This window comes from Micromonospora matsumotoense (assembly GCF_900091525.1).
GTDB classification, from domain to species: Bacteria; Actinomycetota; Actinomycetes; order Mycobacteriales; family Micromonosporaceae; genus Micromonospora; species Micromonospora matsumotoensis.
This window is the reverse complement of sequence record NZ_FMCU01000006.1, coordinates 59610-72487: the sequence shown is the minus strand read 5'-3', so window position 1 is coordinate 72487 and position 12878 is coordinate 59610. Positions and strand designations below refer to the sequence as shown.

Genomic DNA, 12878 nt, shown 5'->3' with positions numbered 1-12878 from the left:
CTCTAGGGTGGGGCACCGTGTCGTTGGTCACCACACCGGGAGGACGACCCATGCCCGTACGAGACGAGGGGTGGAGCGGATGAGCGCGGTCATCGAGATCACCGGCCTGCGTAAGACGTTCCGTACCCTGCGGCGGGGCAGCCGGGTGGCGGTGGACGGCTTCGACATGGTCGTCGAGGCGGGCCAGGTGCACGGCTTCCTCGGCCCGAACGGCTCCGGCAAGACCACCACGCTGCGCGCCCTGCTGGGGCTGGTCAACGCCGACGCCGGGGAGCTGCGGGTGCTGGGCGCGTCGGCCCCGGAGCAGTTGGGCCGGGTCGCCGGCCGGGTCGGCGCGATCGTGGAGAGCCCGCAGTTCTTCGGCAACTTCACCGGGCACCGCACGTTGCGGTTGCTGGCGGTGGCCGGTGGTGTGCCGACGTCCCGGGTGGACGAGGTGCTGGACCAGGTCGGCCTCCGGGACCGCAGCGAGGACCGGGTGAAGGGCTACTCACTGGGCATGAAGCAGCGGCTGGCCGTCGCGTCGGCGTTGTTGAAGAATCCGGAGCTGCTGATCCTGGACGAGCCGGCGAACGGGCTGGACCCGGCCGGTATCCGGGAGATGCGCGACCTGATGCGGACGCTCGCCGAGTCCGGGGTGACCGTGCTGGTGTCGAGCCACCTGCTGGCCGAGATCCAGCTGATCTGCGACCACGTCACGATCATCGCGCGGGGTCGTCGGGTGGCCGCCGGCCGGGTGGACGACGTGCTGGCCGGGCACGACCCGCACGAGTGGCGGGTCCGGGTGGCCGAGCCGGAGCGGGGCGCGGAGCTGTTGCGGGCGGCCGGGCTGACGGTCACCGGTCACCTCGACGACGTGCTGATGGTCGGTGGCGTGCCGGAGTCGGAGCTGATCAGCAGCACCCTGGGCGGTCAGGGTCTGTGGGTGCGCGAGCTGACCCCGATCCGGCCGGACCTGGAGAGTGTGTTCCTCGAACTCACCGCCGGGGCGGCCCCGCCCCGACAGCCGGACGGCACCACCCCGGACGATGCCATTTCCGACGAAACCGGCTCCGCCGCGGAGCCGCTGATCGAACTGGACCGGACCGACGGTCGGAGGGTGGACGCGTGAACCTGGTCCGTGCCGAGTTGGAGCGGCTGACCGCCCGACGCTTCGTCCAGCTGATGGTGCTGCTGCTCGCGGTGGCCTTCGCGGTCACCACCGCGACCACCCTGCTCGGGTCACACCGGCCGACGACGAGCGAGATGTCCGCCGCACAGACGCAGGCCGCGCGGGCGGTGGCCGCGATGGAGGCGGAACACACCCGCTGCCTGCAGATCAAGGCGGGCGAGATCCCGATCATCAAGGACGGCGAGTACGTGCCGGCGGACTGCGCCGAGCTGGACCCGGCGCGGATGGCGCAGTTGCCGCTGGCCACCGACTACCTCTCGTCGGTCTTCGTCTTCTCCCACGAGGCCCGCGGGCTGCTCTACTTCCTGATCGCGTTCCTGGTGCTGTTCGCCTTCCTGGTGGGCGCGTCGTACATCGGCGCGGACCTGAACTCCGGTGGGGTGGTCAACCTGCTGCTCTGGCGTCCGGGCCGGCTCACCGTGCTCGGCACGAAGCTGGGCACCCTGGTCGGGGTGGTGGCCGCGCTCTCGGTGCTGTCGTCGGCGTTGTACCTGGGCACCTTCTGGACGATCGGGCAGACGGCCGGCCTGCCGGGCCCGCTGGACGGGGAGTTCTGGGGGCAGCTCGGTGCCATCTACGGGCGGGGCCTGGTGCTGGTGCTGCTCGCGGCGGTGCTGGGCTTCGGGATCGCCACGCTGGGCCGGCACACCTCGGCGGCGCTCGGCGCGGTCGCCGCGTACGCGGTGGTCTGGGAGGTGGGCTGCCGGCTGGTGCTGCAGATCATCGACGTGGCCCGGCCGGACCAGTTGATGCTCTCCACCTACCTGGGTGCCTGGTTGTCCGGCAAGGTGGAACTCTGGGACGGCAACGGTTGCCCGCCGGGTGGCGGCGTCTGCGACGGCGGTCTCTACACGATCACCTGGGCTCCGGCGCTCCTGGTGCTGCTGGCGCTGACCGGGGCGGTCGCCGGGGCCGCGTTCGCCGCCTTCCGCCGCCGCGACCTGCTCTGAGCTGGGCCGTGACCTGCTTCGGTGGGACAAGGTGATCGTGACGATGTGGCCGATGTCGCGTTCGGTCAGGCCTTGGCGGAACCCGGTGCCCCGGCCGTAGTCGCCATCGGGCGGTCGGTGGTGGTGGTGGGCGCGGGCCCTGTTCGGCGGTCGTCGCGGGCACCCGCGGCTCCACCGCGCCGATCGCGGCCATGGCCGACCGCCGCCGCGCACCACCCCACCAGAGGCCACCACGATGCCCACCCGGGCGACACAGCACAACAGCCTGACAAAGCACCGCCGAGAATGGGCCACCGCGGCGATTTCCTGCTTTTCGGTTTCCACGGGCAAGAATCTGGTGTCGGGTGGGGAGGCGAGTCGCAGGTCGATTCCATCATCCTATTGACCGCCGACCCGGTAGCGCATGGCGAGGAAGCCACCGGGCCACGGAGCCGAGGTAGTGCGCCTGCCAACACCGCGACGGTTGAGATATGTCGAATAGCGCAACAGGGGCCGCCATTGACACCGGACGGGGCCACTATCGGAGGGTCTCGAATTCAACAGGTGCCATCGAGACGACCATTCCGCTGACCTGGCCAGCGGAATCACCATTCGTTTCACCTGACCAGAGGTCAACGGAGCCTGGGGGACAATGTGGACAGATCCCTTTTTCCACACTTCAGGCCGGGTTCGGGGGAATGAACCTGAGCGACTCATTACTCCACGGAACATCGACAGTCAACGCATTGACAGTCAGTGACGGAGGTTGAATCATTCACTGTCATGGATCAGCTACGGGTACACCGCCGGTTTCGGGCAGGCCTGAGCACAGTTGCCACTGCGGCGACCATTCTGGCCGTGGGAATTGCAAATCCAGCAATCGCCGCAGGGCAGGTAGTCGGTAGCGGCGGGCCGGACGCCATTGCCGACAGCTACCTCGTCGTATTCGACGATCACGGCACCGTCGATGCCCGTGCGAATGTGGCCGCACTGACGGGACGGCTGACCGCGAAGTACGACGTCGACGTGGAGCACACCTACGAGCACGCGGTCCATGGTTTCGCCGGCACCATGACCCGCACCACCGCGCGCCGGCTGGCGGCCGAGGCCGACGTGGCGTACGTCGAGCAGAACCGGGTCGTGCGGGCGCTCGACACCCAGCCCAGCCCTCCGTCCTGGGGCCTGGACCGGATCGACCAGCGCGACCTCCCGTTGGACGCCAGCTACTCCTACCCGACGGCGGCGTCCAACGTACGCGTGTACGTGATCGACACCGGCATCCGGACCACCCACACCACCTTCGGCAGCCGGGCCGCCTGGGGCACCAACACCACCGGCGACGGCATCGACTCGGACTGCAACGGCCACGGTACGCACGTCGCGGGCACCATCGGCGGTTCCCAGTACGGCGTAGCCAAAGGGGTCTCCCTGTACGCGGTCAAGGTGCTGAGCTGCACCGGCAACGGCACCCTGGCCGGCGTCGCTGCCGGTGTCGACTGGGTGACCGGTCACCACATCACCGGTGAGGCGGCCGTCGCCAACATGAGCCTCGGCGCGGTCGGCAGTGACAGCACCCTCGAGACCGCAGTGCGCAACTCCATCGCCGAAGGCATCGTCTACACCCTCGCCTCCGGCAACAACAACAGTGACGCGTGCGGCTTCACCCCGGCCAGGGTCGCCGAGGCGATCACCGTCAATGCCAGCACCGCCGCAGACGCCCGAGCGTCGTTCTCGAACTGGGGCACCTGCACCGACATCTTCGCCCCGGGGGACGGCATCGTCTCGTCGTCCAACGCGAGCGACACCGCCACCGCCACGCTCAGCGGCACCTCGATGGCCGCCCCACACGCCGCAGGGGCTGCCGCATTGGTCCTGTCCGGCAATCCCGTGCTCACCCCGGCCCAGGTGGCGGCCACCCTCTTCGCCGCCGCGACCCCCAACAAGATCACCAACCCGGGTACGGGTTCACCGAACCGCCTGCTGTACACCGGCTCGGCCCCGCCCTCGCCCGGCACCGCGACGCTCACCCGGTACTTCTGGTCGGGCCGGGACCACACCAGCTCCACCACCCACCCCGGCGGCGGCTACCAGGCCGAGGGCAACCTCGGAAAGGTGCTCACCACGCAGGTCGCCGGCACCCACCCCCTCTACCAGTGCCAGGTGGGCAACGACCGGTTCACCTCCCTGTCCGCCAACTGCGAGGGGCGGACCTCCCTCGGGTTGATCGGCTACGCCTACGACAGCCCGCCGGCCGCCTCCCACCGGGGCTTCTACCGGTGCATCGTGCGCGGCAGTGGGGAGCACTTCGACTCGCTGGAAGTGAACTGTGAGGGGCAGGTCAGTGAGGGGCTGCAGGGTTACCTGCTCCTCTGATCGGCTGTTGCGCCGTCCGACGGCGGGGCGCGGGCCCTGGAGTACCGGGACCACGCCCCGCCGTCGGACGGCGGTCCCACTCACCGTCACGCCAGCGTCGGGAGGACCTATGAGACGACTGCTCGTCATTCTGATCGCGCTTGTCCTGATCCCGTTCACCCCCATCCTGTCGACCGAGTACGCCCACGCCGACGGCTGGTCCGGACCACAGTCGACGATCGTCAACCGCAACGGGCGCAAGGTGATCCAGCTGTGCGACCAGGGCGGCTGCCGGACGACCACGCCGTTCTTCATGGCGCTGAACACACAGAGCATCCCGATCGGGGAGAACAACTGGTCCTACTTCAACTACCAGGCACAACTGGCCGCGGCGAACACGGCTGCGGCGGAGATGAACGTGGCGCCCATGCTCCAGGTAAACCTGAACAACACCAGCAACGACTTCATCGACCAGTTGGCCGGCCAGCTCAACCAGCTCAACCCCCGGCCGTACCTGATGATCCGGATGTATCTGCAGGACGCGCCCCCGGACGCCAACCCCATGGTGATGAAGGACCTCCAGGGCAACGTGCGCGACGACACCAACGGGGCGGGCCACCCGTGGACGTTCGACGAGGCCTGGCTGACCTACCAGGAACAGCAGATCACCCGGGTGCTGAACTACATGAACCTCCGGTACCCCGGCCGGGTGATGTCGCTGATGATCACCTACCAGAACGGCGGCGAGTGGTTCTACCGGCCCTACGGTTACAACGACACCACCCACCAGATGCTGGACTGGGGTTCCAAGGACCTGTGCGCCACCGGCACGGACGGCGTGAACGTCTGCTCGCTGCTCCCCTGGACCAACGACGCGGGCACCCAGCCCGGCCCACGCGGGCGTCACTCGTTCTACCTGAACGACTACTCCAGCAGTGCCGAGAACGGATTCTGCTCGTGGAGCGGTCTGCCGGCGAGTCTGGTCTCCAACTGCCGATCGGCCACGCCCACCGAGCGCAACAACGCCGTGCCCGGCCAGTCGCCACCGGCCTCGGGAGCGTCGCGCGGCACCGTGCTGGACCCGGCCGACATCAACTCGTTGCGGGCCGCCAAGTACAACCAGTACATGTCGGCACGCACCGTCGCCGCGATCACCCGCCTGCTGGCCAAGGCCAAACAGGTCACCGGGAACCGCATCCTCACCAGCGTGTTCTACGGCTACCTCTACGGCCTACGCACCGAACTGGCGATCAGCGGGCACAACGACCTGGCGACACTTGTCAACAGCCCGTACGTGGACATCATCGGCGTCCCCTACTCCTACGGTGACAGCCGTCACCTAGGGTACGGATTCGTCGGGCAGGGACCGCCGGACACCATGCGGCTGGCCAACAAGCTGTGGCTGGACGAGGACGACACCCGCACCCTGCTGGCCTGCGCGCCGTCGAACTGCCAGCCCATCCCGTTCCAGACCGCCACGAACCTGTGGGACAGCATCCGCCTGCTGCGCCGCAACCTGATGACCGCCGCGATCGGCGGGCGGGCCATCCACTTCCTGGATCTCCAGGGGTACGGCTGGTTCGGCGACCCGGCCCGAACCACCGAGTCGGAGACCCTGTGGGGGAACCTCCAGTCGGTGTTCCGGGCCGCCGACAAGATCCAGCTCGGCGGCGCGAACGCCTACCAGCCGCAGGTCGCGGTGTTCGTCGACGACGTGTCGGCCAACTACCAGCCGGCCCTGACGCCCGCCGGGGAGAACTCCTACGCCTTCGCCAGCGACCAGCTGTCCAACCTGGTGGACGACCTGACCCGGCTGGGTACCCCGGTGCGGCACTACCTGCTCAGCGACCTGACCAAGGGCAACCTCGACCTCAGCGCGGTCAAGCTCGCCGTGCTGCCCAACGCCTACGCGGTGTCCTCGACGGTGCGTACGGCGATCGACACGAAACTGAAGACCCCCGGCCGTACCGTGTTGTCGCTGTACGCCGCCGGGTACGTGCAGGACGACCAGGCCGCCACCACCACCTCGATGACCGCGCTCACCGGCATCACGGTCGCCAAGGGCACCGGCACGCCCGCCCTGGGCCAGAACTACTCGTTCGTCGGGCAGACCGGCGGCCCCGGATACCCACTGACCCCGTGGTTCACCGTCACCGACCCGGGCGCGTCGACCCTCGGCACCTACCAGGCGGGCGGGGTCTCGCTGGCCCGCAAGACGATCCCCGTCGCGGGCGGCAGCTGGACGTCGGTGTACGCCGCCGCGCCCAAGCTTCCCCTCGCCGCGCTCCGCAAGATCAGCGAGGACGCGGGCGTGCACCACTTCGCGCCCGTGGGCGACATCGTGGAGGCGACCGGCAACATGCTGATGGTGCACGCCGGCAGCACCGGAGTGAAGACCGTGCGACTCCCGCAGACCATGCCCCGCGTCTACGAGACCGCCCTCTACCCCAGTGATGTCGAGATGTGCCGCAACTGTTCGCAGCTGACCAACATGTCGTTCAACGCGGGTGACACCCGGGTGTTCCGGTGGACCTCACCACCACGCGGCAACTTCGAACTCCTCACCGGATCGACCGTCGAGGGCTGGGCGGTCGACGTGGACCTGCCGACGACCTCCTCGGCGGTGGCCGTCTACCAGGGCGGGCCGGCCGGCGTGGGGACGTACCGGGGGGACTTCCCGACCGCGACCAACCGGCCGGACGTGAACTCGTACTTCGGCACCACCGGCGTACACGGCTTCCGGTTCACGCTCTCCGGATGCTCGCCGGGCACCCAGATCCACGTCTACGCCCTCGACCCGGAGGGCGGCACCGGCGACGGCAGTACCTACCTGGGGTCGCGTCCCTGCACCTGAGGCGTCGGCGGCACCGGGTAGGCGTCACGTGACGGGCGGGCCGCCCGGTGCGGTAAACCCGCACCAGTTCGTCCCCCACCCACGAAGCACTACCCGTACGACGCCGGACCACTGCGGCGACCGCCCCCGATCCTGGCGATATCTTGCCGAGATCGGGGGCCGTGCTGGAGTATTCCTTCACATGGAGGCGGGGTGGCGGGGCGCACGGTCAGCCGACGGTCGACCCGAACACCTCGTCCCGGACCGCGTCCAGCGCGGTGCGCAGCGCCCCCCGCAGGATCGGCTCCTCGGTCAGCCCGGTGGGCACCACCCGGGGTCGGACCAGGGTGATCGCGGCCACCTCGTGCTGCACCCGCTCGGCCAACGCCACGCCGCCGGCCTGCCCCACCTCACCGGCGAGCACCACCAGCGGCGGGTCCAGCACCACGCAGGTGCTGGCCACGCCGAGGGCGAGCCGGCGGGCCAACTCGTCGAGGAGCGGGCCGCCGGTGGTGCCGGCGGCGATGGCGGCGCGCACCGCGTCGGCCGCGTCGGGCGCGTCGATGCCGTGCTCGCGGGCCACCGCCCGGACCGCGTCCGCCCCGGCGAGTTGCTGGAATGCCGGCTTGGCCCGGCGCGAGACGTCCCGGGGAATCGGCACCCCCGGCACCGGCAGGTAACCGATCTCACCGGCCGCGCCGCTGCTGCCGTGGTGCAGCCGACCACCCAGCATGATCGCCAGCCCGACGCCGGCACCCACCCAGACCAGCACGAAGTCCGCCACCCCCTGCGCCGCCCCGGACTGCGCCTCGGCGACGGCGGCCAGGTTGACGTCGTTCTCGAAGACGACCGGGGTGTGCAGGTCCTCCCGCAGCGCGGCGAGCAGCCCCCGGTGCCAGCGGGGCAGATTGAAGGCGAAGGTGATGTCGCCGGTCGCCGGATCGACCAGACCCGGGGTGCCGAGCACCACCCGCCGGACGCTGTCCAGCTGTGCGCCCGCCCGGCTGGCCGCCTGCACCACCGCGGTGTGCACCACGCCGACCGGGTCGTCGGTGTCCCGGGTGGACTGCTCCACCTGGCTGACCACCGCGCCGGTGATGTCCGCGCAGGCGGCCATCACCCGTTCCGCGCCGACGTCCACCCCGACCACGTACGCGCTGCCCGGCCGGACGGCGTAGAGCTGCGCGTTCGGGCCCCGCCCACCGGCCTGCTCGCCGACCCGGGCGACCAGCCCGCGTTCCTCCAGCCGCTCGACCAGCTGCGAGGCGGTGACCTTGGACAGGCCGGTCAGCTCACCGAGCCGGGCGCGGGTGAGCGGGCCGCGTTCGAGCAGCAGCTCCAGCGCCGCACGGTCGTTGAGCGCCCGCAACAGTCGGGGGGTGCCGGGCAGCCGGGTCGCACTCATGCCACGTCCTCTGGTTTTCGTAAACTCTGCTAACGAATCGCGCTGATCAGGGATGTCCGTAGCGTATCGGCCGGCCCACGCCGGGAGACTCGGACGACCCGGCCGCCTGCGACGACACTCGTGCCGTCCGGCGGTGCAGGGGCCGGAGACCCGGGGGCGTCCGGGCGAGGCGTCCGCACACCGGCGTCCGTGCCGGGCGGCGACGAGAGGGAGAGTCAGATGGGGGATCCAGGGCTGCGCCGGCTGGTGCTGGGCACACTGCTGGCCGCATACCCGGGGCCGGTGCCGCCGGACTGGGCGGTCGACCTGGTCGCCGAGGGGCTCGCCGGGCACACCCTGTTCGGCACCAACGTGCACGACCCGGCCCAGTTGGCGGCGAGCACCGCCGCGCTGCGGGCCGCCCGGCCCGACGTGCTGGTCGCCATCGACGAGGAGGGCGGCGACGTCACCCGGCTGGCGCACGCCACCGGCAGCCCGTACCCGGGCAACGCGGCGCTCGGCGCGGTCGACGACACCACCCTCACCCACCGGATCTACGCGGCCATCGGCGCCGAACTGGCCGCCGTCGGCGTCACCGTCGATCTGGCCCCCACGGTCGACGTCAACACCGCCGACGACAACCCGGTGATCGGCACCCGCGCGTTCGGCGCCGACCCGGCCCGGGTGGCCGCGCACTCGGCCGCGGCGGTGACGGGCCTCCAATCCGTCGGGGTGGCGGCCTGCGCCAAGCACTTCCCGGGCCACGGCGCCACCATCGCCGACTCCCACCACGAGTTGCCCACCGTGGACGCCGACGCGGCGCTGCTGCGGGCCCGTGACCTGCCGCCCTTCGCGGCGGTGGTCGACGCGGGCGTGCAGGCGGTCATGACGGCGCACATCCGGGTGCCGGCGCTGACCGGGGACGGGCCGGCCACCTTCAGCCGGGCCGTCCTGGTCGACCTGCTGCGCGGCGAGTACGGCTTCACCGGCGCGGTGATCACCGACGCGTTGGAGATGAAGGGCGCGGCCGTCGCCGCCGGTGGGGTCGGGTCGGCCGCCGTACGGGCGCTGGCCGCCGGGGCGGACCTGCTCTGCGTGGGCGCGAAGGTCGACGCCGCGCTGGTCGAGCGGGTGGTGGCCGAGATCATCGGGGCGATCGGCGACGGCCGGCTGGACCGGGCCCGGGTGGAGCAGGCCGCCGGCCGGGCCGCCGCGCTCGCCGCCTGGACCCTGGACGCCCTCCCGCGCGACCTGCCCGTCCCGCCCGCCCCCGTCCCGGCCGGTCTCGGGTACCAGGCCGCCCGCCGGGCCGTCCGGGTCGAGGGCGACCTGACCGGGCTGGGACGGCCGCTCGTGGTGCAGGTGTACGCCGCCGCCACCATCGCCGAGGGCCGGGTGCCCTGGGGGCTGGGTCCCCACCTGTCCGATGTCGCGCAGGTCCGGGTGATCGCCACCGAGGCCGATCCGGCCGCGGTGGGGCGGCTCGCCGCCGGTCGGCCGATCGTGCTGGTCGGGCGGCACCTGCACCGACTGCCCGGCGGTCCCGCCCTGGTCGGGGCGCTGGCCGCGACGCATTCGGTGACGGTGGTGGAGATGGGCTGGCCGGGGCGGTGGCGACCGGAGGGGGTGCGGGCCTTCGTCACGACCTACGGGGCGAGCCACGCCAACGGCCGCGCGGCGGCCGAGGCACTCGGCCTGACCGACTGAAGCACGACGCCCGCACCGGGCCCGGCCGGGTCAGCGACGCCAGGGGGCCGGGTCGGCGACGCCGGGGGGCCGGTCTCCGTGGTCGTCGGGAAGGCCGAGCAGCCGCCCGACCGCAGTGATCCGCAGCACCCGGGACACCACCGGTTGCGGGTCGATCAGACGCAGGGTGGCTCCCCGGCCGACCGCCTCGGCCGCCCCGCGCAGCAACGCGGCCACCGCCGTGGAGTCGAGGAAGGTGACGGCGGAGAGGTCGACGACGATCTCCAACAGGCCGACCCGGCCGAGTGCCTCGTCGAGAGTGCGTTCCAGCCCGGGGACGGTGGCGATGTCCAGGTCCCCCACCGGTGCCAGCACCACCCGGCCGGACCCCTCGCCCGGCGTCGGCAACTGCATATCCGTCCACTCCTGGTCAACCGGTCACCGCTGACCGTGCGCGCCGACCCTCGGTGCGACGCCCGACCATACCGGTGGGTCCTGACATCGCTCGGCCGGGCCGCCGCCGGGGCATTGGCGACACCCCGGTCGACCACTGTGCGTTACCGGGAGTCGAAAGGTGCCGGAATCCTCTCTTCGCAGCTCAAGTCCAGTACCGGACAATGGCAACGCGCCGGACGCCCTTGCCTGGTGTACAGAAAAGTACATAGCGTAACCAGCGCCGAGGGTCGGCCGGTGATGCCGGTCACGGTGGGACCTGGGGCAGGTTGCGGACCGTGGATCCGGCCCGGGATCCACGGTCCGCGCGCCACCCGGAGGGCCACCCGGGCCGGTCAGGGCGGGTAGACGCCGCACGACGACCAGCCCCGGTCCGGGAATCCGGCCGCCTCGGCGACCCGGGCGGAACCGGCGTTCGCGGGGTCGTGCCGGTAGGTCGGCACCGCGCCCTCGTCGAGCACCCGGCGGGCGGCCTGCGCGACGAGCCGGCGGGCCAACCCCCGGCCGCGCGCCGCCGGCACCGTCCCGACCGCCAGTTCGTGCCCGTACGCGTCGTGTCGCTTGATCCCGACGCCGGCCAGGTAGCCGCCGTCGGCGTCCCGGACCACGAGCACCTCGGAGTCGAACAGGTGCAGCCAGGGTGGAAAGGCCGGATCGGTGGGGGTGGTCCAGCCGCCCACGTCGGGCAGCGCCGCCGGCGCGAGACACCACCGGAAGACGTCGTCGTGGACCACCCAACCGGGCTGACCGACCGCCGCCGGCAGCGCCTCGTACAGCGCGGACCGTGGTCCTTCGACGAGCGCCCGGACGGCCTCGACCTGTCGCGGCGGCACGGAGAGCACCTCACTGCCGTCGACCCGGACCGCGACGGCCGGGCGGAGGCGGCCGTCCCAGGCCGGGCGCGCCCGCCGCCAGGAGCCGACCACGTGCCGGCCGGGTCCGGCGGGCCACTGCCCGAGCCAGGTCGCCAGGTGCAGGTACAACCGCCGGTCCAGCACCGCCCGCCCCTCTCACCTGATGGCCGCTTCCATGATCCACGGTACGCCGCCCCGTCCCGGCCGACGCCCGGTTGCCGGTGTCGCGTCCCGGGTAGCGGAGCACCAGACCGTGACCTGCCTCACCGGAACCCGGTCCATCGACCGCCCGTCATATCTATTTCCATACATGGACACCTTTCTTTGGGACGGTAATGGTCATGCCTATGCAGCCGAATGACCGGTACCAGCCGGACAACACGCGATTCTGGGGTACGGCGGAGGCGGCCGGCCGGTTCCCGGCCCAGCCGCGGTACCGGGAGGCCCGGTGCGGTCGCGGTGTCGACGCCCGACTCTCCTGGAGCGAACTCGACACCCTCCCCGCCGGCTCCTCCATCCGACGCGGCCTCACCGCCCGCTGAGAAACCGACCACCGACCGGCCGGGGTGTCCGGCCGGGGCGTTCGCACACCTGTCGGGTAGCGTCCTGTGGTCGATTCCGGCCAGCGACAGGAGAAGCGCAGCGCATGGGCAAGAAGACGATCCACGTCTCCGACTTCAGCGGCACCGTGCTGCGTCCCGACGACGAGGTGGTCAGGGTCGTCGTGCTGGAGCACCCCGATCTGGTGGCCGGGCCCGTGCAGTTGGACGCCACCGTGACCGAGGTGGAGGGCATCGACGACGCCGCGCTCGACGTGGCGGTGGTCGAGATCCACGACCGGCACGCCGGCGGAGAACCTCGCCGGGTGGTGCTCACCGCCAGCGAGTTCGACGCGATGGCGACCGACACGCCGATGGCACAGCTGTTGCGGACGGCCGAGCGGGTCCGCCCGCCGAAGGCCCGCAAGAGCCCCGAAAAGATCGACTACGGCACCCTCGACCACGCCGGGAAGCCGCACCGGGGCCGGGTCACCGAGGAGGAGGCCCGGCTGGTGCGCGAGCAGCTCGACGAGGTCAACAAGCGCCTCGCCGACGCCGGCGTCCGGCAGATCGACCCGGCCGACCCGGAGCACGCGCTGCGGTACGGCTTCCCCGCCGCCGACTGAGCCGGCGGTGGCCGGGCGCGCCCCGGTGCCGCGCCCGGCCACCGCCGGAAG

The 12878-nt window shown here is 71.6% G+C and carries 10 protein-coding genes; 7 read left to right on the top strand and 3 right to left on the bottom strand.

Translation table 11 applies throughout. From position 1 onward, the window contains the following. Positions 1-79: 79 nt before the first annotated feature. From GA0070216_RS14250 to GA0070216_RS14235, 4 genes are all read left to right on the top strand, one after another. Entirely contained in the window at positions 80-1111 is a 1032-nt protein-coding gene (locus GA0070216_RS14250) for an ABC transporter ATP-binding protein (protein ID WP_091245472.1), read from the top strand. Then, a complete protein-coding gene (locus tag GA0070216_RS14245) occupies positions 1108-2121 on the top strand; it encodes an ABC transporter permease subunit (protein WP_091245470.1) in 1014 nt (337 codons plus the stop codon). Before GA0070216_RS14250 ends, GA0070216_RS14245 begins: the two co-directional genes overlap by 4 nt. A gap of 762 nt (positions 2122-2883) precedes the next feature. Continuing rightward, complete coding sequence (locus GA0070216_RS14240; protein ID WP_281190422.1) at positions 2884-4473, top strand: S8 family peptidase; 1590 nt, start codon at positions 2884-2886, stop codon at positions 4471-4473. Between the two features lie 109 nt (positions 4474-4582). Beyond that, a complete protein-coding gene (locus tag GA0070216_RS14235; protein WP_091245468.1) occupies positions 4583-7306 on the top strand; it encodes a hypothetical protein in 2724 nt (907 codons plus the stop codon). 208 nt (positions 7307-7514) lie between these two features. Here the strand turns inward: GA0070216_RS14235 and GA0070216_RS14230 are convergent, their stop codons facing one another. Continuing rightward, on the bottom strand, positions 7515-8690 hold the full coding sequence (locus GA0070216_RS14230) for an ROK family transcriptional regulator (protein WP_091245463.1): 1176 nt from the start codon (positions 8688-8690) through the stop codon (positions 7515-7517). 219 nt (positions 8691-8909) lie between these two features. Here GA0070216_RS14230 and GA0070216_RS14225 point away from each other — a divergent pair, with 219 nt between their 5' ends. Continuing rightward, positions 8910-10376 carry a glycoside hydrolase family 3 N-terminal domain-containing protein gene (locus GA0070216_RS14225; protein ID WP_091245460.1) on the top strand — a complete coding sequence of 489 codons (1467 nt, stop codon included), beginning with the start codon at positions 8910-8912 and terminating at the stop codon, positions 10374-10376. Positions 10377-10406: 30 nt separating this feature from the next. On the opposite strand, the gene GA0070216_RS14220 is transcribed toward GA0070216_RS14225, so the two are convergent. Next, positions 10407-10769: an STAS domain-containing protein gene (locus GA0070216_RS14220; RefSeq protein ID WP_091245457.1), complete on the bottom strand. Its 363-nt coding sequence runs from the start codon at positions 10767-10769 to the stop codon at positions 10407-10409. A gap of 374 nt (positions 10770-11143) precedes the next feature. Continuing rightward, positions 11144-11806, bottom strand: a complete 663-nt coding sequence (locus tag GA0070216_RS14215) for a GNAT family N-acetyltransferase (RefSeq protein ID WP_091245454.1) — start codon at positions 11804-11806, stop codon at positions 11144-11146. Positions 11807-12009: 203 nt separating this feature from the next. Here GA0070216_RS14215 and GA0070216_RS14210 point away from each other — a divergent pair, with 203 nt between their 5' ends. Both GA0070216_RS14210 and GA0070216_RS14205 read left to right on the top strand, forming a co-directional pair. Further along, entirely contained in the window at positions 12010-12204 is a 195-nt protein-coding gene (locus GA0070216_RS14210; RefSeq protein ID WP_245722500.1) for a DNA repair protein, read from the top strand. A 104-nt stretch (positions 12205-12308) separates the two neighbouring features. After that, positions 12309-12827, top strand: coding sequence for a hypothetical protein (locus GA0070216_RS14205; RefSeq protein ID WP_091245451.1), 519 nt, complete (start codon positions 12309-12311; stop codon positions 12825-12827). Positions 12828-12878 lie beyond the last annotated feature (51 nt).